We start from the raw sequence: 26212 nt of genomic DNA on the forward strand, positions 1-26212 counted from the left end.
CCGGTTACTTGCCTCGAGCAGGGAAGAGTTGCGTTACAGCAGGCTCAGCCAATAGTGGTGCAATAGGTAATCCAGCTGCTCCAATCATCAGCAGGTTGGGTCCAAGTTCTGCTGTTTTCACTAGCAGCCTGTCTTGAGGCGCGGTAAGTGTGCTCCAACGGAAACGACTGAGCAACCGGTCACGATCGTATGAATGCAAAACTGCAAGATAACCAGCGATGAGTACTATCTCAGGGTTGAAGATGTTGACATAGTTACCAACTGCTACAGCCAGAGCGTCAATTTGTGATTCAAGAAGTTTTTGAACTTTTGAACTGACCGGTTTTGAAAGCACTACTTCAAGTTCTGCATCATCAGCGCTTTCTATTTTGAGCGCTGCTAACAAATCTTCACGGCGAACCAATGACTCTAGCGTTCCTTGCAAACCTGAATAATCTTCGCGTGGGGAATCTGAAATACGGACGTGCCCGAGCTCACCGGCATAACCTGCAGCCCCACGAAGAAGTATTCCTCCGTGAATAACTCCACCGCCGATGCCACCGGAACCACCAAAGAGATACACAATTTCACTGAAGCCGCGGCCTGCTCCAAGATCGCGTTCAGCAATAGATCCCAAACTCGCGTCATTGTCAATAAACACTGGGAGGCCTGTTTGTTGATGCAACATGCGTGCAAAAGGAACTTCTACCCAGTTGAGGTGGGGAGCGAGCCGAACCACTCCATCCTCAACTCGAATCTGCCCGGGGATCGCAACCCCTATTCCAGCGATACGGAATGTAGCGGGCATCTTGGCTCGAAGTTCCGAGATGAGCTTGGTGGCAATCTCTACTGATTCATTCGGGCTGGGAACTGAAGGATGGGTGTGGCGTACCTTGTCGATTACTTTTCCGGATAACGTCACCACACCCACAGTGGTGGCGTCAGTATCAGGATTAACAGCAAATACAACTACTTCATCTGAGAATGACACCATCAAAGAGGGTCGTCCAACCCCTTGAGTGACATTTGCTTCAGACTCAATAATGAGTCCGAGTTCTTGTAATTCAGTAACCAGGTCAGAAATAGTCGAGCGATTCAGCCCGGTCCGTTGGGTAAGGGCAGAACGAGACATTGTTCCAAATTGACGAAGCAATCTCAGAATTGCCGACAAATTATGTTGGCGAACTTGTTCACGGTTACTGCCGACGGTTGACGCACCACTACTGGCTTTTGCCCCGGAAGGTGTCATAGAAATTTTCTCTCTGTGTGAATGCTGTCAAACATATTCTTACCTCTAAACAACAAATTAATACAGTTATGTGTTTTTGAGTTGACAAGTATTACACGTACGGGTCTATATTGTTCCCTAAGGCAACAAATACACAAGACCACTAAGGACAAATCGACAATGTCGTCACTAACCCCTACCCGCGAAGACAAATTCTCTTTCGGCCTCTGGACGATTGGCTGGGCAGCCCAAGATCAGTTTGGTGGGCCAACTCGTGAGCATCTGGATGTTGTTGAAGCTGTTGAGAAGCTCGCCGAACTGGGCGCGTACGGTTTGACCTTCCATGATGACGATCTCTTCCCATTTGGAAGTAACGATGCCGAACGCCAAAAGCAGATAGACCGCCTCAAGCAAGCTCTTGCCGACACTGGTTTGATCATTCCGATGATCACCACCAACCTCTTTAGCCACCCCGTTTTCAAAGATGGTGGTTTCACAAGTAATGATCGAGGTGTTCGTCGCTTTGCTTTGCGTAAGGCACTTCGCAACCTCGACCTTGCTGCCGAGATGGGTGCAAAGACCTTCGTTATGTGGGGTGGCCGCGAAGGTGGAGAGTACGACAGTGCCAAGGACATTCAGGGTGCTCTTCAGCGCTACCGCGAAGGTGTCAACCTGATGACCTCCTACGTCAAGGACAAGGGCTACGACATTCGCTTTGCCATTGAGCCCAAGCCCAACGAGCCACGTGGAGACATTCTTCTGCCCACGGTTGGTCACGCTATGGCGTTCATTAACACTCTGGAACATCCAGAGCTCGTGGGTCTCAACCCCGAGGTCGGCCACGAGCAAATGGCAGGACTGAACTTTACTGCGGGCATAGCTCAGGCCATTGAACACGGAAAGCTCTATCACATCGACCTCAATGGTCAGAAGGGTGTGAAGTTTGACCAGGACCTCGTCTTTGGACATGGAGATATTCTCAATGCCTTCTCCTTGGTGGATCTTCTTGAATTTGGTGGCCCCAACGGCGGCCGCGCATATGACGGTCCCCGTCACTTTGACTACAAGCCCAGCCGCACCGAAGACTTCACTGGGGTGTGGGACTCAGCGGCTGCAAACATGCGCATGTACCTTCTGCTGAAAGAACGTGCCGCAGCATTCCGCGCAGACCCCGAAGTCAAAGCTGCTCTTGAAGCTTCACGCGTAGCGGAGATTCACACCACCACACTTGCTCCAGGTGAGACCTACCAGGATCTTCTGGCAGATACCGCTTCCTATGAAAACTTCGATGCGGACTCCTACTTCAACGGACGTGGTTTTGGATTCGTCAAGCTCAACCAGTTAGCTATTGAACACCTCATGGGCGCTCGATAACTCATGGCTTTAGTAGCTGGGGTTGATTCATCAACTCAGAGTTGCAAAGTTGTCATTGTCGATGCCCTCACCGGTGAGCTAGTCCGACAGGGTCGAGCGAGCCACCCGAATGGTACCGAGGTCGACCCCGCCCTGTGGTGGGAAGCATTGCAAAATGCAATCCGGGAAGCCGGCGGGCTTGACGATGTTGACGCAATATCTATCGGTGGCCAGCAACACGGAATGGTTGTTCTCGATTCCGAAGGTCGAGTTATCCGTGATGCACTGTTGTGGAATGATACGCGGAGTGCTGCGCAAGCAGACGAGCTCATCGCCCACTTCGGAGCCGAGAACCTAGCAGCACAAACAGGTTCTGTTCCTGTTGCTTCATTCACCTCAACCAAATTGTTGTGGCTTCGACAGAACGAACCAGACAATGCAGCCCGAGTTGCTGCTGTTGCTCTCCCGCACGACTGGTTGACCTGGAGACTTGCAGGTTTTGGGCCTACCGGGGAAAGTGAAAAGGGTCCTGTTCTTGACGCTTTAACCACCGACCGCTCTGACGCCAGTGGAACTGGGTATTTCAATCCCACCACCAATGAATATCTCGAGGATGTAGTTACCTTTGCCCTCGGGCATGTTCCGATTCTCCCCCGAATTGTGTTGCCGGGTGAACCTGCGGGAGAAACACCAAAAGGAACACAGATTGCGTGTGGCGCTGGAGATAATGCTGCAGCTGCGTTTGGAATCGGAGCAACGGAGGGGGATGTAGTTGTTTCGCTTGGTACTAGTGGAACTGTCTTCTCTGTTTCGCGATCATCAACTCAGGACAAGGGCGCAACAATTGCGGGCTTCGCGAGTGCTTCCAATTCTTTCTTACCTTTGGTCTGCAGCCTCAATGCTGCCCGCGTGATTGATTCTTTCGCTGACCTTCTCTCTGTCTCTCATGATGAGCTGGGATCACTTGCACGTGATGCTGAGCCAGGTGCAGGGGGAATTGTTCTGGTTCCTTATTTTGAAGGTGAACGCACTCCTAACTTGCCCAAGGCCACAGCTGAACTTGTTGGCCTGACCTTGGCAAATCATTCTCGCCACAACATAGCTCGCGCTGCCATTGAGGGAATGTTGTGTGGTTTGAACGCAGGTCTTGATGCTCTTGTTGAAGCAGGTGTCGAGTGCAAACGTATTTTTCTCGTGGGTGGCGCGGCCGCCAATCCTGCTGTGCAAGAGATAGCTGCAGAGATTTTTGGTGTTCCAATTGTTGTCCCTCAGCCAGGAGAATATGTCGCTACGGGTGCCGCACGACAGGCTGCCGAATTGCTCATGGGAACCGAGCCGACATGGGAGACAAGCACCATAGCCACCCTCTCACGTGGACGTAGGGTTGACGTCATCGATAACTACCGAAAAGCAGCTGATTTTGCTGCGAAACGTTAAACCTCCTATTTAGTGTTTTAAACAACAAAATAAGCAGTTTCCCTGTTTTGTTACCAGTTTGTAACCAAATCAGGTTGTTATTTATTTGTTGGATAGGGCAACATATAGGCAGGGCTCACCGTCGAGCCCGACTCGAAGTTAACTTCGAGAAACCAAGAGAAAATTGAAGGGAGAGAAATGAAGAAGTCTTCATTGATCTCAATCGCAGCTCTAGCAGCTGTGTCCGCACTTGCCCTCTCGGGTTGTGCTGGTGCATCTAACGATGCAGCTGCAAGCACTCGTGCTTGTGTAATCCTCCCCGACACCGAGTCTTCACCTCGTTGGGAATCTGGCGACAAGCCAGCTCTCGAGGCTGCTTTGACCGACGCTGGTTACGAAGTAGACATCCAGAACGCTCAGGGTGACACTGCAAAGTACGCAACCATCGCAGACCAGATGCTCAGCAAGGGCTGTGGCGTTATGATCCTCACCGACCACCAGGGTGCAGCTATCCAGGTAGCTGAGAAGGCAAAGGAACTTGGAGTTCCAGTTATTGCTTACGACCGCCCCGTTGAAGGTGCTGACTACTACGTTTCATTCGACAACGAAGCAGTTGGTGGTATTGAAGGTCAGTGCATCGTTGACGGTCTGACCGCCGCTGGCAAGGACCCTGCAACCGCATCTGTTGTTTACGTTGGTGGAGACCCTGCTGACGGTAACGCAAAGATGTTCTACGACGGTGCTGTAGCTGTCATGTCAGCTGCTGGTATCAAGCCTGCCGCTGAGACCCCAGGTACCTGGGATGGAACCAAGGCTGGAACCGCATTCGAGCAGGCTTACACCTCTCTCGGCGGTAACGTTGACGCTGTTTGGGTAGCAAACGACACCAACGCAGCTGCAGTTATCACCATCCTTGACAAGAACGGCAAGACCGTTCCTGTTTCTGGTCAGGACGCATCTGTTGCTGGTCTTCAGAACGTTCTTCTCGGCAAGCAGACCTGCACGGTCTACAAGCCATTCTCTGTAGAAGCTGCTGCTGCCTCCGACCTGGCAATCCAGATCCTCGGTGGCAAGGCTCCTTCTGTTGAGAAGAAGCTCGCTGACGGAACTCCTTTCGTCGCAGTTACCCCCATCAAGGTCGGTCCTGAACAGGTCATCGACGTTGTATCCGCTGGTGACGCATCTGCCAAAGACATCTGCACCGCAGAGCTCAAGGCTGCATGTGAGAAGTACGGCGTAAAGTAATACCCCAATAGATAAGACTTTGCGCCGGTCTATCCGGCCGGCGCAAAGTCTTTATCTTGTTAGACCCCCACACTTCCTGTCATTCTTATGACACACCCGCCCCGGCACTGACGCTGGATGACACATCAAAGGAGATGGGCATGGATGTGCCACTGATCGAACTCTCAGGAGTTAAGAAAAGCTTCGGACCTGTCGATGTACTTAAAGGAATCGACTTCAAGGCATACGCCGGTCAGGTCACCGCACTAGTTGGAGACAACGGTGCAGGTAAGTCGACACTGATTAAGGGACTTTCAGGAGTCCAGCCCTATGACGAAGGAATCGTCAAATTTGCCGGTGAAGACGTTCACCTCACTTCACCCCGCCAGAGCGGTGCTCTCGGTATCGAGGTTGTGTATCAAGACCTCGCTCTCTGCGACAACTTGGACATCGTGCAAAACATGTTCCTCGGTCGTGAAGAAATTAGCCAAGGGACCCTCGATGAGGGCTCAATGGAATTCCAAGCAACCAAGGCCCTGCAAAGCCTCTCAGTTCGAACCGTGAAATCAGTTCGCCAAAAAGTTTCCTCGCTCTCTGGTGGACAACGTCAGACCGTTGCTATCGCTCGATCTGTCCTTCGTAACGCCAAACTCGTCATCCTTGATGAGCCAACAGCCGCATTGGGTGTAGCCCAGACCGAACAGGTTCTCAACCTTGTTCGCCGTCTTGCCGACAACGGCATAGGCGTCATCATCATCAGCCACAACCTGGCTGACGTCTTCCAGGTCTGCGACTCAATCAACGTCCTCTACCTGGGCCGTATGGTTGCATCCCTCAAGACTTCAGAAACAACCCAAGCCGATGTTGTGGGATACATCACCGGCACTAAGAGCATGGAAGAGGTTGCGTAATGGCTTCGCTTGAACCCACAGCAATTGGAAGTGGCCACGAAGGTAGCGTCCGCGATCAAATCACCGCCTACGTTCAGCGGCTGAAGAACGGTGAAATGGGAGCGCTTCCTGCTGTCATCGCACTGTTTGCTCTCGTCGTGCTCTTTGCTTCACTGAGCCCCTACTTCCTGACAACCTTGAACTTTGCCAACCTGTTTGTTCAGGCAGCACAGCTCACTGTTCTTGCAGCAGCATTGGTTTTTGTTCTGCTACTGGCAGAAATTGACCTTTCGGCCGGTGTGACCGCTGGTGTTGGTATGGCCGTATTTGCGGTGTTGAACCTCATGATGGGAATCAACTGGATCATTGCCGTTATCGCGGCACTCCTAGTTGGAACTGTTGTTGGGTGGACCATCGGTATCTTTGTCGCAAAGATTGGTGTTCCCTCCTTCGTGGTCACCCTGGGTCTCTTCCTTGGTTTCCAAGGCCTCATGCTTGTAATGCTGGGTGACGGTGGCCTTTACCGCCTTGACGTCCCCGAGCTCAAAGCCATCATGAACGGAAACATGCCTGTGTGGGCAGGATGGCTCATGCTGGCCATCATGGTTGCAGTCTCATTGGGACTGGGATTCTATGACCGCGCCCGTCGCGCTAAGGCTGGTGTGGCTAACCGCCCCATCTCATTAATGTTGCTTCGTGTTGGAACCATCGCTGTCCTCGGTGGTATCGCAGTAGGTGCCATGAGCGTCAACCGTAGTGTTTCGGTTGTCCCTATCGAGGGTGTACCCATCGTTATTCCCATCGTGATCGGAATTCTCTTTGTGGGAACTTTCGTGTTGGACCGCACCACTTTTGGCCGTCACCTTTATGCCGTTGGTGGAAACCCTGAAGCCGCACGCCGTGCAGGTATCAAGGTTGCCAAGATTCGCATCACCGCATTCATCATCTGTTCAACACTTGCTGTTGTCTCCGGCATCTTGGCTGCCAGCCGTATTGGTGCAATTGAATCAACAGCTGGTCGTTCGATCGTGCTCAGCGGTGTAGCAGCTGCTGTCGTCGGTGGAGTCAGCCTCTTCGGTGGACGTGGCCGCTTGATTCACGCTGCTATCGGTGCTCTGGTCATCGCCATCATCGATAACGGCCTGGGCCTCATCGGTCTGCCTGCAGGTGTGAACTTCCTGGTTACCGGTGCAGTGCTGATTGCTGCTGCAACTATTGACGCCCTCTCTCGCAAGCGCTCCGGCGGCGGGGTTCGCGTCTAACACTCAGTGGAGTAGTTGTGCCCCCACGATGTGCAAACATGTGGGGGCACTACTGTCTTCAAAGAAGAAACTCATGAGCATCACTCTCGATCACTCTGGATTCACACGACTGAGTACCTCCTCAGGAGTGTCAATGGTGGTTTCCACCTTTGGTGCACGACTGGTTGAGCTGTGGGTTCCAGATAGAAATGGTCGCCTGGCCAACGTTGTCCTGGGTTTACCCACTACCCGGGATTATGCCCATCGAGCTGGGCTGTATCTGGGCTGCACGGTCGGTCGTGTTGCCGGGCGCATTCCGCAAAGCCATTTTGTTGGGGGCGGGCTATCTTTCGACGTTGAGCCTAATGAACGCGGTAATCACCTTCATGGCGGACCAGCACAAAGCTTTGATCGCGTGGAATGGGAGCTCGTTACTTTCGACACCGATGATGTTGTCTCTGCTGAGTTTCGCTACTGCAGTCCGGCAGGAGAAGAGGGCTATCCCGGTGAGCTCACTGTGACCTCACGGTATGACCTGAGTTCTGATGGAGAACTAACCTCGACCCTCACAGCACACACCACCGCGCCAACCCCTGTTAACCTCACCACGCATGCCTATTGGAACCTGTCCGGAATTCCTGGACACACTGTTGAAGATCATGAATTGTTCGTGGATCATGCTGGGCAGTTGGAAACAGATAGTGCGCAACTGCCCACGGGACACTTTCTTTCCTCACCTCAGCAACTTTCATTATCTGAACACAGCTGGGATGACACTTTCATCTTGACCAACGCCAACCACCTCACAACTGCTGCAGCGCGGCTTCACCACAGCGGAACTGGCAGGACTTTAACCCTCTACACCTCAGAGCCCGCCATGCAGGTCTATTCAGGGGCCTACCTTCCACAAGAAGAACTCGATGCTGAGCACATCCTCACGCCATTTGGTGGGCTGTGTTTAGAGCCACAACGCATCATTGACAACCCATTGCTGCCCCAGTTCCCCTCCATTGTTCTGCTGCCTGACGAAACCTACCGGCACATCACACGACACAAGTTCAGCGCAACATAACTCGATCGAAGAACATTTCTGGTCTAGGTGACCAAACACGAGGCGGAGATAGTGCTTGTAGTCTGAATGGGAAGACGAAATACGTCCATCCCAGCGAAATTGAGTAGCGATGTCGACCCCACCCGCCACACCTCCGACGACTCGTCGAGCGCGTGCACTGAGGGTTGTTCCGCTCCTTGGTCCGGCACTAGTAGCAGGTGTGGCCTATCTAGACCCTGGCAACGTGGCCAGCAATATGACCGCCGGGGCCCAGTTTGGTTATCTGTTGGTCTGGGTTGTCGTAGTTGGCAATCTCATTGCCTGGCTGGTGCAATATCTTTCCGCCAAGCTGGGGATAGCAACAGGTAAATCTCTCACCCAGATTTTGGGTGAACGCATACGCAATAAATGGCTGCGTCGAGGGTTTTGGGTTCAAGCAGAAATAGTGGCTATGGCCACCGATCTGGCCGAAGTTATTGGTGGGGCAATTGCTCTGAATCTTCTTTTTGGAATGCCCTTGCTGGCAGGAGCCCTCATCATGGGGTTGCTGTCCTTGTTCATGCTTTCCATGAGGGACAGATCTGGCTCCCAGGTCTTCGAGCGCATGATTATTGGCCTGCTCTTGCTTATTGCCGTTGGGTTTGGCATGGGATTAGTTGTGGCTCCGCCTGATCCTTCTTCAGTTCTGGGAGGTCTGTTCCCCCGCTTTGACGGCCCCGACTCTGTGCTGTTGGCAGCATCTATCTTGGGCGCTACCATCATGCCTCACGCCATTTATGCTCACTCCGCATTGACTCGTGACCGTTTTGGTTTAGTGCAAGCTGGTGTTCAGCGAGGAACAATTCTCAAAGCAACGCGGGTGGATGTGACCATAGCTCTTGTCATCGCTGGAAGTGTCAATCTAGCTATCCTGCTTACTGCAGCAGTAAGCCTGCAGGGTGTGGCAGGAACGGACAGCCTCGAGGGTGTCTACAATGCTTTGGGCACTGAGCTTGGACCTGCCATCGCCGTCTTGTTTGCTATTGGCTTATTGGCCTCAGGATTGGCCTCAACTTCTGTGGGCGCCTATGCCGGCGCAGACATCATGAGTGGTCTTACCAAACTGAACGTGTCCCTGCTGTGGCGCAGGCTTATTACGCTTATCCCTGCCTTTATTATCTTGGGGCTAGGAATAGACCCCACTTGGGCATTGATAATGAGCCAAGTTGTTCTCTCCTTCGGTATTCCCTTTGCGCTGATACCGCTCTTGATTTTCACGAAAGATAAAAAGATTGTGGGAGAGGACTCCAACCGCACAGCAACCACGGTGCTAGCAATTACAGCAGCAGGATTTGTGATTGCTTTGAATCTCGTTCTTCTCTGGATCACCTTCGCGAGTTAGAGGTTAAAGCACAAGGGCGCCGAACCCTGAGGATCGACGCCCCTGAAGCGTGTAGTTCGAAAGACTACTTGAGAACAACGGTTGCGCCAGCCTCGGTGAGGGCAGCGTTAGCCTTGTCAGCGGTCTCCTTGTTTGCACCTTCGAGGATGGTTGCAGGTGCACCATCAACGAGAGCCTTTGCTTCACCAAGACCGAGGTTAGTAAGGGTACGAACCTCCTTGATAACAGCAATCTTGTTAGCACCAGCAGCTTCGAGAACGACGTCGAAAGAGTCCTTCTCTTCAGCAGCGTCGCCACCAGCAGCGCCAGCAGCAGCAGGTGCGCCAGCAGCAGCAACAGCTACGGGAGCTGCAGCGGTGACCTCAAAGGTCTCCTCGAATGCCTTAACGAACTCGCTGAGCTCGATGAGTGAGAGCTCCTTGAAAGCCTCGATGAGCTGCTCAGTTGAGAGCTTTGCCATGATTTTCTCCTTGTTATTTTTCGTTTAAACCGAGAACTAGTAAGGACTAGTTGCCGGACTCTTGCTTTGCACGCAGTGCGTCGACTGTACGAACAGCCTTGGACAGTGGTGCGGTGAACAGGTATGCGGCACCGAAGAGAGAGGCCTTCGCAGCACCGGCAAACTTTGCCAGAAGTACTTCGCGGGACTCGAGATCGGCGAGCTTTCCAACCTCAACTGCGTCGAGAGGCTTACCGTCGAAGTAGCCGCCCTTCAAAATGAGCTGAGGGTTTGCCTTGGCAAAGGCACGCAGAGCCTTCGCAACAGCGACAGCGTCACCGTGTACGAATGCAATAGCCGATGGGCCAGCAAGCTGGTCATCGAGACCAGTGATGCCAGCCTTAGCGGCAGCAAGCTTGGTCAGCGTGTTCTTTACCACGGCGTAAGTCGCGTGCTCACTGATTGATCTGCGCAGCTCCTTGAGCTGTGCAACAGTGAGGCCGCGGTACTCGGTGAGCAGAACTGCATTCGAACCAGAGAAATTCTTCTCGAGTTCGGCGAGCATTGCTTCCTTGTTCGCCATGGCGCTCCTTGTGGTTTCACACACCCCACTTGTGTGGGGTGATTTTCCGCAGGCCGCTGAAAATAAAAAAGCTCCAGCGCAGGGCTGGAGCGAAAGAAAACACGTGAACGTGCATATCACTAACAGTTAGCCTGCGCGGGTTTTCGTCGAAACGAACTTTAGATGGATGTTCATTTTCATGAACACACCAATAACCAGCGGTCTTTGGTTATCTCTAGGTTATGTGAGAGTTGCCCTCTCCCGCAAATCGGTAGACTAGAGACTTCCCTCCCTTATTAGCGCTGACGCTGACACAGTTACCTCGTGAGAGACGGTAACAAGATGTGAGCTGAAGCATGTCACGAAGATTAGAGGCCTCGTGAACGCAGTTGTAACCCTGACCCCCGCTCCCGTGCTGGACCGCACGTACCTTGCTGAAGATCTCACTGTCGGCAAAGTGAACCGTGCCTATGAAGTCCACGAGTACATGAGCGGTAAAGGCCTGAACGTTGCCCGCACCCTGCACTTGGCAAAGCACCCCGTCTCTGCTGTGCTGCCCATTGGTATGCAGGACCAATACCTTTTGTTCTCAACACCCTTCCCCCAGATTCTGCGCATCATGCCTGTCCAGGGGCGAGTGCGTGTGAATACGACAGTGGTTGAGCGGGGTGGCCGAACAACCAACATCAACCAACAAGCCATCCCTTTCACCACCGAGGACTGGCGCAACGTCGTCGAGACCACTCTCGAACAGGTTTCAGACATGAACGCGGACTGGCTTGTGGTCTCCGGTATGCACCCGAAGATGATTGATACAGGTCTGCCAATTGACCTGAGTGAGCTTTTTGCCCGTGCACGTGATCTGGGTGCTCGTGTTGGCTTGGACACCTCTGGTCCTGAGCTCAAGCACTGGGGACGCAGTGGCGAAGTCAACCTCATCAAACCCAACGCAGATGAACTTGCTTCACTCGTCGGGCACGAACTTCACACCCTGGGTGAAGTCATTGATGCCGGTCGCGAACTTATTGAGACTGGACTCGAAATTGCACTCGTGAGCCTTGGTCCCGACGGGGCTATTGCCATTACAGCCGATGAGGCAGTTTGGGCAAGCGCTATTGCACCAGAGGTAATAAACACCACTGGTGCTGGCGACGCATTCTTGGCCGGGTTCCTGAGCCAGGTAGTGAGTCCCGAAGCTTCTGCAGCAGGTCGCGAAAATGGCACACTACCCAAGCTCAGTCCGGAGGCAGCACTGACAACTGGCTGCTCCTGGGGAGCTCTTGCTGTGTCACTTCCGACCACATTGATTAGTTCTTTCGGTGATGCACCGAAAGCTCAATTACGTGAAGTTGACCCAAACTACACCCTGCTCGAGAAAGCTACCGTTCGCTACTAAGACTTCGGTAGGGTCACTATGAACTCGGTATTGCCTGGTTCACTTCTGACAGTCACTGTTCCGTTGTGGGCATGAACCACCGCGTGGACAATAGCAAGACCGAGGCCAGTGCTTCCTGTGGCACGGGTACGTGACGCATCTCCTCGAGTAAAGCGCTCAAAGAGATCTGGCATCTGGTCTGCAGGAATCCCCGGACCGTTATCAATGACACGGATGTGGACGCTGTCCTCGGTTTCTTCAAGAGCGACTCGGACCGTTGAACCTGCTGGAGTGTGCACCCGTGCATTAGCCAGGAGATTCACAACAACTTGGTGAAGTCGCGCCTGATCACCCAACACCTCAACGGGAACTTCGGGAATATCGATATCCCACGTGTGGTCTGGACCGGCAGCGTGTGCATCACTAACCGCATCAACCACAATGCGAGAAAGATCAACCTGGTGGTGTTCGAGTTCTCGACCTTCATCAAGTCGTGCCAACAAGAGAAGGTCTTCGACCAAACCGGTCATCCGTGTTGCTTCTGACTCAATGCGATTGAGGGAGTGACTGACGTCCTCTGGCAATGTGGCACTACTGCGTCTGGTGAGTTCGGCATAACCACGAATAGAAGCCAGTGGTGTTCTCAGTTCGTGACTTGCATCAGCAACAAAGCGACGCACTTTTTCTTCACTAGCCTGACGTGCTGTCAGAGCACGCCCAATGTGCACCAGCATGTTGTTAAAGGCTGAACCCACGCGACCTACCTCTGTTCGTGGATCCGTATCTTCTTCGCTGAGGCGCTCGCCCAGGTCGACATCACCTTTATCAAGGGGCAATTCGGACACTCGAGTTGCCGTGTCTGTCACACGATCCAGTGGACGAAGTTCATACCGTATGAGTGCACGACCTACCACGATGGCAGCAGCCACACCCAGCCCCGTGACAATCAAAATCACGATGAGCAATTGAGTGATGGCAGCGTTTACTTCCACCATGGGAAGCGCGATGACGAGTGAAGAGCCATCTTGGGCAGCAACGGAAACTGCACGATATTCTCCTGCGCCCTTAACGTGAATTGTTTCAGGTTCGCTGTTGGATTCCACTGATGCTAAAGCATTTGTATCTTGGAGGTTCACAGCAACCACGGCACCGCGATTGTTGAGAACTCCGGCGGTGACCTGCCCAGAAGGATCAACGATGGCAACCAGTGTTCCGGCCGCTTGGCCAGGGGCGAGAAGTGCATCGTTAGGACGATCGTCATGATCATCATCGCCGTCGCCCCGATGCCCAGGTCGGCTATCTTCCATGCCGTTTGAAACCGCCGCGGTTGAGCGCACAACGGCGTTAGTAATTTGCTGGTCCAGCCGGTCGACAAGAAAAGCGCGCAGTGAGACAACACTGACAACACCGATCAGTGCCGCAGCAACAACCAATAAGCCAGCCATCGTCACCGTGAGGCGACGACGCAAAGTCCAGGGAGCGCGACCTGCAGAAGACATTAGTCGGCTGGCTTAATCATGTAGCCAGCACCGCGCACAGTGTGCAACATGGGTGAACCTTCTGCATCAATCTTTTTGCGCAGATAAGAGATGTAAATCTCTACGACGGAACTCTTTCCCCCGAAGTCGTAGTCCCACACACGGTCAAGAATTTGTGTCTTGCTCACGACGCGGCGGGGGTTGCGCATGAGATAGCGCAATAATTCAAACTCAGTGGCCGTGAGTTCGATAGGTCGCCCTGCACGACGAACCTCGTGGCTATCTTCATCCAGTTCCAAATCACCTACGACCAAGACAGGGCTTTCATTGGCATCAATAGTCAAGGTTGATCGACGAATCAATCCTCGAAGCCTGGCCACAACTTCTTCTAAGCTGAAGGGCTTCGTGACATAGTCATCACCACCAGCGGTCAAGCCTGCAATACGGTCATCAAGGGAATCTTTCGCGGTGAGGAACAGCACAGGTACATCGTTACCGTCTGCCCGCATACGCTGGAGAACCTGAAGACCATCAATATCAGGAAGCATGATGTCAAGAACGACGGCATCGGGTCGGAAATCACGCGCCGTGGCGATGGCAGAGGAGCCATCGGCGGCAGTCTTGATTTCCCAACCCTCATATCGAAGGGCCATCTGTAGTAGATCAGTGAGGGAAGCTTCATCGTCGACGACGAGAACGCGAATGGGGGAACCATCAGCGCGGGTGAGGCGCATAGGGGCTGCAGCTGTGGAATCGTTCACATTTCGAGTATGACTAAGTTTTCTATGAGAATCCTATGAATCACCTAAGAAGCCAATGAATATCTCGAGAGATCGTCGGCACCCCGGCGAGCGCCTGCCCGAATGTCAGTGACCACCGCCAGAATAGAAAACGTGAATTCACCAGTGAACGTGGCAGGTATGCCCGAGACAAAGCCACAGGCAGAATTCCCACATATTGCCTATCTCGATCGTCTTGTCACGGACGGAACAGACGAAGCTGCGTGGCTTCGTGCCCGTGCTCGTGGAATTACTGCCACCGATGTGGCCAAGCTCAATAGCGTTAACGCCATCCCGACTGCAGCTTTAGAGAAACTTCGCGGATCCACCTTTACCGGCAATGTTTTCACTGACCATGGCAAAGCACGCGAACCGGTCATCGCTGCCTGGGTGAAAGAAAACTTTTCCATCAACCCCAGCTCTGCGTTATTCCACGCAGAGCCCGAACCTCGGCATCTTGCCACCCCAGATGGCATTGGAGTCATTGATGAGACTCTCGTGCTTGCCGAGATAAAAACTAGTCAAAAGCCCTTCGAGGGTGTCCCTGCCGGATATCTTCGTCAGGTCTATTGGCAGCAATATGTTCTTGGCGCAGAAAGAACGTTGTTCGTCTGGGAACAGCATGAGAACTTTGTTCCCATTTCAGATACTCCCAAACACATCTGGATCGAGCGCGACGAGCGTGCAATCCGTGAACTTGTGTATCTTGCCAACGGACTTATTGGTGAACTCCACCGTCTCACAAACTAAATCCACTTCCTAAGGAACATAAATGTCACTTCCCGAGATTCCAATCCTGGAGGGCGACTACGTTCGGCTAGAACCTCTCAGTAACGAGCGTGCTGAAGAACTCTCTGCTGCGTGCGAAGATGGCAAACTCCACGAGCTCTGGTACACCGCAATCCCCAGCCCTGAAAGCATGAAGGCGGAAATTGATCGTCGTATAGGTCTCTACACGGCAGGTTCGATGATGCCTTTTGCCACGATTGACGTTGCAACGAATAAAGCCATTGGCATGACCACCTTCATGAATATGAAGCTGGAGAACTTCAAGGTAGAGATTGGATCCACTTGGATGGCCAGCAGCTACCAAGGCACCGCCATCAACCCTGAAGCAAAGCTCTTGATGCTCAGCTATGCCTTTGATGTTTTGAGCTGCAACGCGGTCGAACTGCGCACGCATGAAAAAAATGCTCAGTCCCGTGCCGCAATTGAGAAGCTTGGTGCCAAACTCGACGGCATACTGCGCAATGACATGGTGATGGCGAATGGCACATTGCGCAACACTGCGGTTTACTCCATCACCAAGGACGAGTGGCCTGCCGTGCATGATGGTCTTATTGCTCGTCTTGATGACTTTGAGCAGGCAGAAGAGTCCTAGAGACTAGCTCCGGCTATAGCTATCCAGCGCATCAATGAGAGCAAGGTTGGCCTCAGGAGATCCGATAGAAATACGAATACCTGTGCCGCTGAATGCCCGGCAAATAATTCCTCGGCTCATCAGATGGGATTGAAGAGAATCAGTTTCTTCACCCGCTGCGAGCCAGACAAAGTTCGCTTGCGAGGAGGGAACATCCCACTCGGTCGTTGCGAGGTAGGCTTCGAGCTTGTCTCGTTCATCCAACAAGACATCGATGCGTTCTTGAAGTTCGGGTTCTGCAGCTAGCGAAGCGACCCCTGCGGCTTGAGCAATATCGGTCACTCCGAAAGGCAGTGCGACCTTGGCCAGGCCTTCCATCACCTCAGGGCGTGCAACGGTATATCCCAAACGTAATGCTGCGAGGCCGTATGCCTTTGAGAAAGTGTGCAGGACAGCTACATTCTCAAACTCTCGGTAAAGCTCCAGGCCACGTGCCGCTTGTGGGTCATTCTGAAAGTGAACATAAGCTTCGTCAATAACCACAAGGATATGAGCAGGAACCTGGGACAGAAAATCCCTCAGCTCGTCATGGCTAACAGCTGTACCAGTGGGGTTGTTAGGCGTGCAAATGAAGATGACTTTGGTTGCGGGAGTAATCGCCGCAAGCATGGCAGAAAGGTCATGACGATGATCGGCCGTGAGGGGAACCTCGACAGGTGTTGCCCCAGCACCACGAACCAAGATGGGATAAGCCTCGAAAGAGCGCCATGCATAGATCACCTCATCTCCGTGACCAGCAAAAGCACGAATGAGCTGTCCAGCAACCTCAACCGATCCAGTGCCAAAAGCGATTTCTGATTCCTTGACTCCTAAGCGTGCAGCTAATGCGGTGGTGAGTTCGGGCGCAGCCATGTTTGGGTAGCGGTGCATAGTTGATGCGGCATCTGTGATGGCCTGAATCACAGAGGGAAGCGGTGGATAGGGGTTCTCATTCGACGAGAGCTTGTACACCGGGCCATCCCAGCCATCCACAGTTGACTTTCCTGGTTTGTAGGCAGGGATTTTCTCAATGTGCGCAGGCTGCTTAATCACTCTTCAACGATACCGGGCATAACTTGCCAGAAAAACAAGAAGCCCCGTCGCTTACGCGACGGGGCTTCTTTGAGTTCAGTTGAACTTAGATGCTTGCAACATCGAGTGGGATGCCCGGACCAAAGGTGGTCGAGACAGCGCCCTTCTGGATGTAGCGACCCTTAGCCGATGAAGGCTTGAGGCGAACAACTTCTTCGAGAGCTGCGTTGATGTTATCGCTGAGCTGCTCTGCGGTGAACGATGCCTTACCAACGATGAAGTGAACGTTGGAGTGCTTGTCTACCTTGAATTCGATCTTTCCGCCCTTGATGTCACTCACTGCCTTTGCAACATCTGGGGTTACAGTTCCCGTCTTGGGGTTTGGCATCAGGTTACGAGGGCCGAGTACCTTACCGAGACGACCAACCTTACCCATGAGTTCAGGGGTGGAAACAGCTGCATCGAAATCGGTGTAGCCAGCGGCTACCTTCTCGATGAGCTCGTCGCCACCAACCTCGTCTGCACCAGCTGCAACAGCAGCTTCAGCAGCAGGACCGGTTGCAAACACAATAACGCGTGCGGTCTTACCGGTACCGTGAGGAAGCATGACGGTTCCACGAACCATCTGGTCTGCCTTACGAGGGTCAACACCGAGCTTGAGGGCTACCTCAACGGTGCTGTTGAACTTTGCTGAACCGGTTTCCTTAGCAAGTGCGACTGCTTCGGTTGCGGTGTACAGCTTGCCTTCTTCTACCTTTGCGGCAGCAGCAAGATATGCCTTTGACTTTTTAGCCATGATCTATCCCCTTAGCCCTCTACCGTGATGCCCATGGAACGAGCGGTTCCGGCGATGATGAGCTTTGCAGCTTCAATGTCGTTTGCGTTGAGGTCAGCCATCTTTGCTTCTGCAATGGTCTGAACCTGTGCTTGGGTGAGCTTGGCAACCTTCACTGTGTGAGGAGTACCAGAACCCTTAGCAACGCCAGCAGCCTTCTTGATCATTTCAGCTGCAGGTGGAGTCTTGAGGATGAAGTCGAATGAACGGTCTTCGTAAACGGTGATCTCAACGGGAATGATGTTTCCGCGCTGTGATTCGGTTGCTGCGTTGTATGCCTTGCAGAAATCCATGATGTTCACACCGTGCTGACCCAGAGCGGGACCAACAGGAGGAGCTGGATTCGCGGCGCCGGCCTGGATCTGAAGCTTAATCAGACCTGTGACCTTCTTTTTCGGTGCCATTTCTTTTTCCTTTTTTTGAATTCGAACTCATCGGGGTTCCGATGAACTCTCCCGTGAAATCAGGTGAACCTGATTCGCGGTAATCCCTGAGACTGAGCTCAGGGAAATCTGTATTACTGCTTAGTGACCTGGTCGAAGCTCAGTTCAACTGGAGTCTCACGTTCGAACAAAGAAACCAGAACAGTGAGCTTGCCGCTCTCAGGTTTGATTTCGCTGATCGAACCAGGAAGACCTGCGAAGGAACCTTCCTTGATAACCACGGTCTCGCCGATTTCGAAGTCGATCTCTGCGATAGGAGTACGAGCAACAGCCTGACCACCCTTGGCCTGAACAGCCTTGGCAGTAGGAACATCCTTGACCTCAACCAGGGGCTTGAGCATGTTGAATGCTTCCTGGAAACGCAGAGGGGTGGGGTTGTGTGCGTTGCCCACGAAGCCGGTCACACCTGGGGTGTGACGGACACACGACCAGCTGTCTTCGTTGAGGTCCATGCGCACGAGCACGTATCCGGGGATACGAACACGAGTGACCATCTTGCGCTGACCGTTCTTGATTTCAACAACGTCTTCCATGGGCACTTCGATCTGGAAGATGAAATCAGTGAGCTGCATTGAGGCGCGACGGTTTTCAATGTTGTGCTTAACTTTGCGCTCAAAACCTGCGTAGGAGTGAATCACGTACCACTTACCTGGCAGGGTACGAAGCTCTGCTTCGAAGGCCGCGTAGGGGTCTTCGGCAACTTCTTCTTCATCTTCAGAGGCAACAATGGCTGCTTCTGCTTCTTCGATGGTGTCGATGTCGAGAGCATCGGCAATTACTTCGTCAGCCTCCACGTCAACCACTGCGGCAGCATCGGTTTCGGTTAGTGCATCCAGAGCAGCCTCGAGCAGCTGCTCGTCTTCGCGCGTCGAATCAGTCACGTTGTTCCTGTCTTATTTGTCTAAATCGTGGTGCTGGCTAGCCAGCAGGTGTTGTTGCGCCGAGGTCACCGAATACGGCAATTACGGTCCAGCCAAATACTGCATCCATCGCCGACACAATCAACAACATGATGGTGACGAAGGCGAGAACTACCAACACGTAGTTGATGAGTTCTTTACGGGTAGGGGTGACGACTTTCTTGAGTTCACCCATTACCTGACGAAGGAAAAGCGCAATGCGCGAGAAAGGATTGCGCTTGGCAGCACGATCCTTTTTTGCGCGTGCGACGATGTCCTCACCGGGCTCGTCGGCTACGTCTTGCGCCATTTGTTTTCCTTTCGATTTGCAGGGCGGACAGGACTCGAACCTGCAACCTGCGGTTTTGGAGACCGCTGCTCTACCAATTGAGCCACCGCCCTCTGCTTCGTGCTGCCACTGAAAAGTTCAGTAGTTTCTTCCCAAAAGAAGGCGCGCGAAAGCATGGCATTTTTCAACCACTTCGCAACAGCTTAGGTCAGAAAGTGCCTCTGTGTAAAGCTGAGCCCAGAGCCCTATAGTTGTAGTCGTGCCTGAATTGAAGCGTATTTCTTCTCGTATTTCCGCCATCGCAGAGTCTGCGACCCTCAAGGTAGATGCCAAGGCAAAAGCCTTGCAGGCTGCTGGTCGCCCCGTTATCAGCTATGCAGCTGGTGAACCAGACTTCTCCACACCTGCTCACATCGTGGATGCGGCGCTGGCTGCGGTGAAAGATCCCAAGAACTACCGTTACACCCCTGCTGCTGGTTTACCCGAACTCAAGCAGGCCATTGCGGAGAAAACTCAGCGCGACAGCGGATGGGCTGTAGATCCCAGCCAGGTCATCGTCACTAACGGTGGGAAGCAGGCTGTCTACCAAGCTTTTGCCACCTTGCTAGATCCAGGTGACGAGGTTCTTGTTCCAACTCCCTACTGGACTACCTATCCCGAGGCCATCAAGCTTGCTGGTGGTAAGCAGGTTGACGTTTTTGCTGGCGCTGACCAGAACTACCTTGTCACCGTGGACCAGCTCGAAGCAGCACGCACAGACAAAACCAAAGTATTGCTTTTCGTCTCCCCCTCGAACCCCACTGGTGCGGTTTACTCCCCTGAGCAGACCAAAGCAATTGGCGAGTGGGCAGACAAGCACGGCCTGTGGGTTATCGCAGATGAGATTTACCAAAACCTGACCTATGACGGCCTCAAGGCTGTCTCCATTGTTGACGCAGTTCCAGCACTTCAGGACCGCACCATCTTGGTCAACGGTGTTGCCAAGACTTATGCCATGACCGGGTGGCGTCTGGGCTGGATGGTCGGCCCCGCCGATGCCATCAAGGCCGCTGCCAATCTTCAATCACACCTGAGCTCTAACGTTTCCAACATCTCCCAACGTGCAGCAATCGCTGCACTCACAGGCCCTCAAGAACCTGTAGAGGAGATGCGCGAAGCGTTCGATCGCCGTCGCAAGCTCATCGTTGAAGAGCTCCGCAAGATTCCTGGCTTTGAAGTTCCCATGCCCGAGGGAGCGTTCTATGTTTACTGCGACGTCACTGGCCTGTTGAACAAAGAGTGGGGTGGGGTTACCCCAACCAACTCTCTTGAGCTCGCTGACCTGATTCTTGATCAAGCAGAAGTAGCCGCGGTACCTGGTGAGGCCTTTGGTCCCAGCGGATACCTGCGCTTTAGCTATGCCCTTGGAGATGCACAACTGCTTGAAGGTGTTCAGCGTCTGCAGAAACTCTTTGGAACAAAGTAGAAGCTAGAGGCCGAGCTCGGCCTTTCTAGCCTGAATGAGATCAGTGATGAGCTCAGCATCGACATCCCAGTCCACGGGTACCTTAAACAAGCCTTTCGTGGTTTCGTAGGGAGCCAACCGTTCTGCAAAGCTCGTCATTGCTGCTTCGCTCCACGGAGCAAGTGACAGGTGATTCTTTGCTGCAGACATGCCGAATACATATTGCCCAGCAATCTGTATCTGCGGGGTATTCCAGGCCAGTTTGACCGTGGAGTCTGGAAAATTTGTCGCGATTGCATCCAAGATGCGCCGCAGTGTTGCAGCTTTGTTGTCATCCAAGCTCGCGAAGTACTCATCAAGATTCTCAAACTTAGCCATGGCTAAATCTCCACTCCAATGAGATTGGGTTCTGGGCGCAAGATAATTCCGAAGTGTGATTGCACCATGGCCTGGACATAGGTAGCAAGGCCAACTACCTCCGCCGCGGTGGCACCACCTTGATTGGTGATGGCCAGAGTGTGTTTAGTAGAAATGGCGGCATTTGATCCGGGGATGCGATATCCCTTGTGAACTCCCGCGTTCTCAATCAGCCAGGCTGCAGAAAGCTTCACTAACCGTGGTTGAGAAAACTTTGAAGGGAGGTCGGGAACTTCTGCTCCCAGAGGAAGGACTCTGTCTTGTGGATCTGGAGTGACAGGAAAACGTGGTGCGTCCTCGGGCAGGTTACGCGCAAAGTTTTCGGTGACGATGGGGTTCATAAAAAAGGAACCTGCACTAGCTGTGTCGGGGTCTGCAGGGTTGAGAACCATCCCTTTGCTCGAGCGCAGTGCGAGAACTGATCGTCGAACCTGTTCGAGGGATACCTGGGCACCCAGCTCAACACCCAGCGCAGAGGCGAGCTGAGGGAAAGCTATAGGTGCAGACTGGTTGTTTCCATAGGAAGACAGGCCCAACTCCACGGTGAGAATGACACCTTCTTTACCTTGTTTGAAAACAGAGTCACGGTAGCCCAGCGCCAGTTCAGAGGCAGGAATCCACGTAATCTCCTGGGTATATCGATCGAGGAACTCTACTGCGCGAAGAACTGTTGAAAGCTCTTGACCATAGGCACCAATGTTTTGGATAGGTGCAGCACCAGTTGAACCGGGGATCCCTGAGAGTGCTTCAATACCGACTAAGCCTTCGGAGATACTCCATGCAACAAGTTCATCCCAGTTCATTCCCGCAGCGACTCGAACGATACTGTGGTTGGGCGAGCGCGATATGTCTTGCTGCCGTTCAATACCCTGTGTGCACACGTGGATAACAGTGCCGTCGAACCCATTGTCAGCAACGATGGTGTTGGATCCACCGCCAAGAATGAGCCAGGGCTCATTCGAATCCCACGTATTCAGAGCAGCCTCTATGAGTTGCTCACGAGTTGTGGCGGTAATGAGTTCGCGCGCCGGACCCCCCACCTGCATGGTGGTCAGTGTGGACAGCGGAACGGTGCTCATTGGTTAGGCGAGGTTGACGCGAATCTGAGCTTTACCCAGGACTGTCTCGTCATTGAACTTGACGGTCAGATCGATACGAGCAATCTGTGAGTCTTCTTCCAGAGCACCCACTGCCGCGGAGACGGTGACATCAGCGCCAATTTGGCCATCGACAAGAACAGGGCGTGTGAAACGAACCTGATAGTCCACGATGCGAGCAGGATCACCTACCCAATTAGATACTGGCTGAACAGCAAGACCCATCGTGAGCATGCCGTGCGCAAGTACTCCTGGAAGCCCAACTGAGACGGCAACATCATCACGGTAGTGAATGGGATTGAAATCACCGGAGGCCCCGGCGTAACGCACCAAGTTGTCTCTGGTGAGGTGGAATGATTCTTCGGCGATGACATCGCCTTTGGAGAGCGTTGAGAAGTCAACCATGATTAGTCCTCATCTCCTCGAACGACCAGAGTGGAAATGGCGGTGACAACATGCTTTCCGTCCGCGTCCACAATCTCAGAGTCAGCGGTGACCATGTTGTGTCCACCCAGGCTTTTCACACTGGAGACGGTCAACGTTGCGGTGAGTTCATCTCCAGCAACAATTGCGCGAGTGTAGGTGAAGCGCTGCTCCCCGTGCACGACGCGAGAGAAGTCAATGCCTGCATCCGGCTCAGCTAAGAGCTGTGCGAGGGTGGCCTCTTGCACGACGACAGGAAAAGTCGTGGGCGCAACAAGGTCTTCGTGGCCAGCAGCCCGGGCTGCGTCCACATCAAAGTTGATGGGATTGGTCGAAAGTACCGCGCGAGAAAACTCGCGAATCTTTTCACGTCCAACGAGATACGGAGCGGTCGGAGGGAAGACACGACCTTGAAGTTCAGGATTTACAGCCACGCCACAATTCTAGGCGTGGCCTGGGAGAAGTGATGGGGTTTAACGAAAGAACCCCAGACCGTCATTGACCTGGGGTTCTTGGGGCAGCTACCGCTGCAAGGTGTTTACTGGCAGCTGTCGCACTGCAGCAGATCCATTGGATCTACTGGTACTGCGTAGCCACCTACTGTGTCGTTTGATTCGAATTCCATTTGTGCCTCCATAAAACTTGTCGAAACATTTACATGTTTCTGCCGCACCCCTGCGGTGAGTTATCACTATATAACGCGAATCACACCATTGTCATTCCACTACATGTAGTGTTTGAGAGTTTTTTTATGAGCTGCTGTGAGTTTGCCTAGAGAACCGCATATTTACGCGTTTTCTCGCCCAAAAAAACTTTTTTGGCTGCTGGGTTTCGGCGTGTCGAACTTCCCCGGTAATGTGGTCTGAGCCCACCGAAGGGCCCCAGTCGCACGACACTCGTCGTGGCGGGCATTCGGTGGATGAAACACTGAAGTGGATGTCTCACGACATGACAACTCCCAACGGCAATCACATGCACACTGTCGACCTCGAAACAATGAAGCTTCGCGAGCAAGTTTTTGAATACGCTCGCCGGCGCATGAATTACGACCCACCACCGCTGGATGGGCCCAAAACCATCAGCCAGCTTCGTCAGGAAGTCCCTGAGACGGTCACTGAAGAAGGCTTAGGCGGATTGGAAGCACTGAATCTTTTTGAGAATGTGCTTGCTGAGGCAACGATTTCCAACGACCACCCCAACTACCTTTCATTTATTCCCTGCGCTCCCACCGAGGCAGCAACACTGTTCGACCTCATTGTCTCGGCTTCAACTATTTATGGTGGCTCCTGGATGGAGGGTGCCGGTGCGGTGTATGCCGAGAACCAGGTTCTCGAATGGTTAGCCCGCGAAGCTGGCTTGCCAGAAGGCGCTGGAGGCGTTTTTGTGCAGGGTGGAACCCTGGGAAACCTCTCTGCTCTTGTTGCTGCACGTCACACTGCCACAGAGGCTCTCAAGGCCGCTGGGAAGCCAGTTCCAGCGCGCTGGCGCTTTGCCTGCAGCTCTGAAGCTCACTCCTCTCTCAAAGCAGCAGCCCGTGTGATGGATGTGGATATTGTTCCTGTTCCCGTCAACACAGAAGGCCGCCTCACCGGCCAGGCACTTGCCGAGACGCTCGAAGGCAACTGGGACGGCATCTTTGCCGTGGTGGCTACCGGCGGAACTACCAACTTTGGCATCGTAGATGAACTCGAAGAAGTAGGTAAGGTCACCAAGGCACACGATGTATGGTTCCACGTGGACGGCGCCTACGGCATCGCCGCGATGCTGGCGCCGAGCACGAAGCACCTCTTCGCAGGCGTTGCACTCGCAGATTCGTTCATTGTTGACCCACACAAGTGGTTGTTTGCACCCTTTGACGCCTGTGCTTTGGTGTACCGTGATCCCGAGCTTGGACGTATCACTCACACCCAGCACGCTGAGTACCTTGACGCACTCGAGAACCCTGAAGAGTGGAACCCCAGCGACTACGCCTACAACCTCACCCGTCGCCCCCGTGGTCTTCCTCTCTGGTTCTCATTAGCAACCTATGGTGTCTCTGCTTACCGCGAAGCTATTGAACAGAACATTCAATTGGCCTACAAGATCGCAGACGAGATTCGTCGCCGCCCTGATCTGGAACTAGTTCGTGACCCTCAACTCTCAGTTGTGGTGTTCGTCAAGAAAGGCTGGGCTCTCGAGGATTACACCCGTTGGTCAAACAAACTCCTCGCCGATGGAATCGGTTTCGTTGTTCCAAGTTCCCACAAGGGTGAACCCAACACGCGCTTTGCCATTGTGAACCCCCGAACAACTTATGAATCTTTGGTTCAAATACTCGACACGATGGTCTAACTAGGAATACGGTCTAATCGTGACAACTCCAAAATTCCACATGCCAGCTGAGTGGGCTGAGCATGAGCGCACGTGGATGGCCTGGCCCTCTTCTGGTTACACCCTCGGAGAAACTGAAGAGCTCGCTGATGAAGCACGTAAGTGTTGGTCTGATGTGGCCAACACCATCGTGAGATTTGAGCCGGTCACCATCCTGGTTGATCCCAGTGCCGTTGACGAAGCTAAGAAGTGGTTAGACCCCCAGGTTGACATTCTCATCGCTGAGCTTGATGACGCATGGATGCGTGATATCGGTCCCACGTTCGTTCGCGACAGCTCAGGAAAACTTGCAGGCGTGAACTGGATTTTCAACGGCTGGGGTGGTCAAAGCTGGGCAAGCTGGGAACACGATTCCCAAGCAGCCACCGCGATTTTGGACTCTCTCGGTGTTCCCCGGATTGACTCCCCGCTGACCAATGAGGGTGGCGGTATCCACGTCAATGGTTCACGCACCGTCATGATTACCGAAACAGTTCAGCTTGATCCAGGTCGTAATCCTGACTGGACCAAAGAACAAGTAGAAGCAGAACTTCATCGCACGCTCGGTGTGGATCACGTGATTTGGATGCCCCGAGGACTAACTCGCGACTACGACGAGTTTGGAACACGTGGGCACATCGACATTGTGGCCTGTTTCGCTAATGAGGACACTGTCCTCTTTCACGATCAGAAAAACCAAGAACACCCTGACTATTGGATTAGCCAAGAAGTGCGCAGAGTTCTCAAAGCAGCTCGCGATTCAGAGGGAAACAAACTCAACGTGATTTCAGTCCCTGCCCCTGAAGTGTTACAGGATGACGAAGGGTGGGTGGACTACAGCTATATCAATCACTACGTGTGCAATGGTGCCGTGATTTTGTGCGCCTTCGATGACGCAAATGATGAGAAGGCGAAGAAGGTGCTCGCCAAGGCATACCCCGGTCGTGAAATCGTACTCGTGGATGCACGCCCGCTATTTGCACGTGGTGGCGGTATTCACTGCATTACGCAGCAGCAACCAAAGGCATAGCCTTACTTCTGCTCTTCAGCTGTTCCCCGAAGGACATCTACTTGATGTTCCATCATTTTCGCGAGCTTATCCATCTTCTGATACTCCTCAGAGGATGAATCAGGACGGCCTGTGGTGGGGTACGAAGCGGCGGGACGTTCACTATTGTGTTCAGACATC

The 26212-nt window shown here is 53.1% G+C and carries 28 protein-coding genes and 1 tRNA gene; 13 read left to right on the forward strand and 16 right to left on the reverse strand.

Going from position 1 to position 26212, the window contains the following annotated elements; translation table 11 throughout:
• Positions 1-4 precede the first annotated feature (4 nt).
• The gene (locus tag AURUGA1_RS06805) at positions 5-1228 is read right to left on the reverse strand and encodes an ROK family transcriptional regulator (protein ID WP_114129450.1); all 1224 of its coding nucleotides are present in this window, start codon (positions 1226-1228) and stop codon (positions 5-7) included.
• Between the two features lie 159 nt (positions 1229-1387).
• Between AURUGA1_RS06805 and xylA the strand changes: the two genes are divergently transcribed.
• The 7 genes from xylA (at position 1388) to AURUGA1_RS06840 (ending at position 9763) form a co-directional block, all read left to right on the forward strand.
• A complete protein-coding gene (xylA, locus tag AURUGA1_RS06810) occupies positions 1388-2581 on the forward strand; it encodes a xylose isomerase (RefSeq protein ID WP_114129451.1) in 1194 nt (397 codons plus the stop codon).
• 3 nt (positions 2582-2584) lie between these two features.
• Positions 2585-3997, forward strand: coding sequence for a xylulokinase (xylB, locus tag AURUGA1_RS06815; protein ID WP_114129452.1), 1413 nt, complete (start codon positions 2585-2587; stop codon positions 3995-3997).
• Between the two features lie 177 nt (positions 3998-4174).
• The gene (locus AURUGA1_RS06820; RefSeq protein ID WP_114129453.1) at positions 4175-5221 is read left to right on the forward strand and encodes a sugar ABC transporter substrate-binding protein; all 1047 of its coding nucleotides are present in this window, start codon (positions 4175-4177) and stop codon (positions 5219-5221) included.
• A 140-nt stretch (positions 5222-5361) separates the two neighbouring features.
• Positions 5362-6111 (forward strand): ATP-binding cassette domain-containing protein, encoded by a 750-nt coding sequence (locus AURUGA1_RS06825; protein ID WP_114129454.1) that lies wholly within the window; start codon positions 5362-5364, stop codon positions 6109-6111.
• Positions 6111-7352 (forward strand): sugar ABC transporter permease, encoded by a 1242-nt coding sequence (locus AURUGA1_RS06830; protein WP_114129455.1) that lies wholly within the window; start codon positions 6111-6113, stop codon positions 7350-7352. The genes AURUGA1_RS06825 and AURUGA1_RS06830 overlap by 1 nt, the downstream gene beginning before the upstream one ends.
• A gap of 73 nt (positions 7353-7425) precedes the next feature.
• Positions 7426-8403 (forward strand): aldose epimerase family protein, encoded by a 978-nt coding sequence (locus AURUGA1_RS06835; RefSeq protein ID WP_162784088.1) that lies wholly within the window; start codon positions 7426-7428, stop codon positions 8401-8403.
• A gap of 109 nt (positions 8404-8512) precedes the next feature.
• Positions 8513-9763 carry an Nramp family divalent metal transporter gene (locus tag AURUGA1_RS06840; protein WP_114129457.1) on the forward strand — a complete coding sequence of 417 codons (1251 nt, stop codon included), beginning with the start codon at positions 8513-8515 and terminating at the stop codon, positions 9761-9763.
• Between the two features lie 64 nt (positions 9764-9827).
• Here AURUGA1_RS06840 and rplL read toward each other — a convergent pair whose 3' ends face one another.
• Positions 9828-10223, reverse strand: coding sequence for a 50S ribosomal protein L7/L12 (gene rplL, locus AURUGA1_RS06845; protein ID WP_114129458.1), 396 nt, complete (start codon positions 10221-10223; stop codon positions 9828-9830).
• A 46-nt stretch (positions 10224-10269) separates the two neighbouring features.
• Positions 10270-10785 (reverse strand): 50S ribosomal protein L10, encoded by a 516-nt coding sequence (gene rplJ, locus AURUGA1_RS06850; protein WP_114129459.1) that lies wholly within the window; start codon positions 10783-10785, stop codon positions 10270-10272.
• A gap of 358 nt (positions 10786-11143) precedes the next feature.
• On the opposite strand from rplJ, the gene AURUGA1_RS06855 reads away from it, so the two are divergent.
• Positions 11144-12160 carry a 1-phosphofructokinase family hexose kinase gene (locus AURUGA1_RS06855; protein WP_114129460.1) on the forward strand — a complete coding sequence of 339 codons (1017 nt, stop codon included), beginning with the start codon at positions 11144-11146 and terminating at the stop codon, positions 12158-12160.
• Here the strand turns inward: AURUGA1_RS06855 and AURUGA1_RS06860 are convergent.
• Together AURUGA1_RS06860 and AURUGA1_RS06865 are read right to left on the reverse strand one after the other, a co-directional pair.
• On the reverse strand, positions 12157-13638 hold the full coding sequence (locus AURUGA1_RS06860) for a cell wall metabolism sensor histidine kinase WalK (RefSeq protein ID WP_114129461.1): 1482 nt from the start codon (positions 13636-13638) through the stop codon (positions 12157-12159). The genes AURUGA1_RS06855 and AURUGA1_RS06860 overlap by 4 nt on opposite strands.
• Positions 13638-14351, reverse strand: a complete 714-nt coding sequence (locus AURUGA1_RS06865; protein WP_114129753.1) for a response regulator transcription factor — start codon at positions 14349-14351, stop codon at positions 13638-13640. The genes AURUGA1_RS06860 and AURUGA1_RS06865 overlap by 1 nt, the downstream gene beginning before the upstream one ends.
• Before the next feature lie 186 nt (positions 14352-14537).
• On the opposite strand from AURUGA1_RS06865, the gene AURUGA1_RS06870 reads away from it, so the two are divergent.
• Entirely contained in the window at positions 14538-15146 is a 609-nt protein-coding gene (locus tag AURUGA1_RS06870) for a YqaJ viral recombinase family protein (RefSeq protein ID WP_114129754.1), read from the forward strand.
• Positions 15147-15168: 22 nt separating this feature from the next.
• Positions 15169-15777 carry a GNAT family N-acetyltransferase gene (locus AURUGA1_RS06875; RefSeq protein ID WP_114129462.1) on the forward strand — a complete coding sequence of 203 codons (609 nt, stop codon included), beginning with the start codon at positions 15169-15171 and terminating at the stop codon, positions 15775-15777.
• Between the two features lie 3 nt (positions 15778-15780).
• Here the strand turns inward: AURUGA1_RS06875 and hisC are convergent, their stop codons facing one another.
• The 6 genes from hisC to AURUGA1_RS06905 form a co-directional block, all read right to left on the reverse strand.
• Complete coding sequence (gene hisC, locus AURUGA1_RS06880) at positions 15781-16848, reverse strand: histidinol-phosphate transaminase (protein WP_114129463.1); 1068 nt, start codon at positions 16846-16848, stop codon at positions 15781-15783.
• Between the two features lie 85 nt (positions 16849-16933).
• Positions 16934-17623: a 50S ribosomal protein L1 gene (rplA, locus tag AURUGA1_RS06885; protein WP_114129464.1), complete on the reverse strand. Its 690-nt coding sequence runs from the start codon at positions 17621-17623 to the stop codon at positions 16934-16936.
• Positions 17624-17634: 11 nt separating this feature from the next.
• Positions 17635-18066: a 50S ribosomal protein L11 gene (rplK, locus tag AURUGA1_RS06890; protein WP_096380005.1), complete on the reverse strand. Its 432-nt coding sequence runs from the start codon at positions 18064-18066 to the stop codon at positions 17635-17637.
• 113 nt (positions 18067-18179) lie between these two features.
• Positions 18180-18986, reverse strand: a complete 807-nt coding sequence (nusG, locus tag AURUGA1_RS06895; protein WP_114129465.1) for a transcription termination/antitermination protein NusG — start codon at positions 18984-18986, stop codon at positions 18180-18182.
• A 37-nt stretch (positions 18987-19023) separates the two neighbouring features.
• A complete protein-coding gene (gene secE / locus AURUGA1_RS06900) occupies positions 19024-19314 on the reverse strand; it encodes a preprotein translocase subunit SecE (RefSeq protein ID WP_096380000.1) in 291 nt (96 codons plus the stop codon).
• A gap of 19 nt (positions 19315-19333) precedes the next feature.
• Positions 19334-19406, reverse strand: a tRNA-Trp gene (locus tag AURUGA1_RS06905).
• A gap of 146 nt (positions 19407-19552) precedes the next feature.
• Here AURUGA1_RS06905 and AURUGA1_RS06910 point away from each other — a divergent pair.
• On the forward strand, positions 19553-20758 hold the full coding sequence (locus AURUGA1_RS06910; protein WP_114129466.1) for a pyridoxal phosphate-dependent aminotransferase: 1206 nt from the start codon (positions 19553-19555) through the stop codon (positions 20756-20758).
• Between the two features lie 3 nt (positions 20759-20761).
• On the opposite strand, the gene AURUGA1_RS06915 is transcribed toward AURUGA1_RS06910, so the two are convergent.
• The 4 genes from AURUGA1_RS06915 to AURUGA1_RS06930 are packed head-to-tail and all read right to left on the reverse strand — an operon-like array spanning position 20762 to position 23108.
• Positions 20762-21115, reverse strand: coding sequence for an iron chaperone (locus AURUGA1_RS06915; RefSeq protein WP_114129467.1), 354 nt, complete (start codon positions 21113-21115; stop codon positions 20762-20764).
• Positions 21116-21117: 2 nt separating this feature from the next.
• Positions 21118-22233 (reverse strand): UDP-N-acetylmuramate dehydrogenase, encoded by a 1116-nt coding sequence (locus AURUGA1_RS06920; RefSeq protein ID WP_114129468.1) that lies wholly within the window; start codon positions 22231-22233, stop codon positions 21118-21120.
• Between the two features lie 3 nt (positions 22234-22236).
• Entirely contained in the window at positions 22237-22656 is a 420-nt protein-coding gene (locus AURUGA1_RS06925; RefSeq protein ID WP_114129469.1) for a MaoC family dehydratase, read from the reverse strand.
• 2 nt (positions 22657-22658) lie between these two features.
• Positions 22659-23108 carry a MaoC family dehydratase N-terminal domain-containing protein gene (locus AURUGA1_RS06930; protein WP_114129470.1) on the reverse strand — a complete coding sequence of 150 codons (450 nt, stop codon included), beginning with the start codon at positions 23106-23108 and terminating at the stop codon, positions 22659-22661.
• A 514-nt stretch (positions 23109-23622) separates the two neighbouring features.
• On the opposite strand from AURUGA1_RS06930, the gene AURUGA1_RS06940 reads away from it, so the two are divergent.
• Both AURUGA1_RS06940 and AURUGA1_RS06945 read left to right on the forward strand, forming a co-directional pair.
• A complete protein-coding gene (locus tag AURUGA1_RS06940; RefSeq protein WP_114129755.1) occupies positions 23623-25005 on the forward strand; it encodes an aminotransferase class V-fold PLP-dependent enzyme in 1383 nt (460 codons plus the stop codon).
• A gap of 40 nt (positions 25006-25045) precedes the next feature.
• Positions 25046-26053 (forward strand): agmatine/peptidylarginine deiminase, encoded by a 1008-nt coding sequence (locus tag AURUGA1_RS06945; protein ID WP_114129471.1) that lies wholly within the window; start codon positions 25046-25048, stop codon positions 26051-26053.
• A 2-nt stretch (positions 26054-26055) separates the two neighbouring features.
• Here the strand turns inward: AURUGA1_RS06945 and AURUGA1_RS08075 are convergent, their stop codons facing one another.
• Entirely contained in the window at positions 26056-26211 is a 156-nt protein-coding gene (locus AURUGA1_RS08075; protein ID WP_162784089.1) for a hypothetical protein, read from the reverse strand.
• Between the last annotated feature and the right edge of the window lies 1 nt (position 26212).

It is taken from the genome of Aurantimicrobium sp. MWH-Uga1 (assembly GCF_003325955.1).
Lineage (GTDB): Bacteria > Actinomycetota > Actinomycetes > Actinomycetales > Microbacteriaceae > Aurantimicrobium.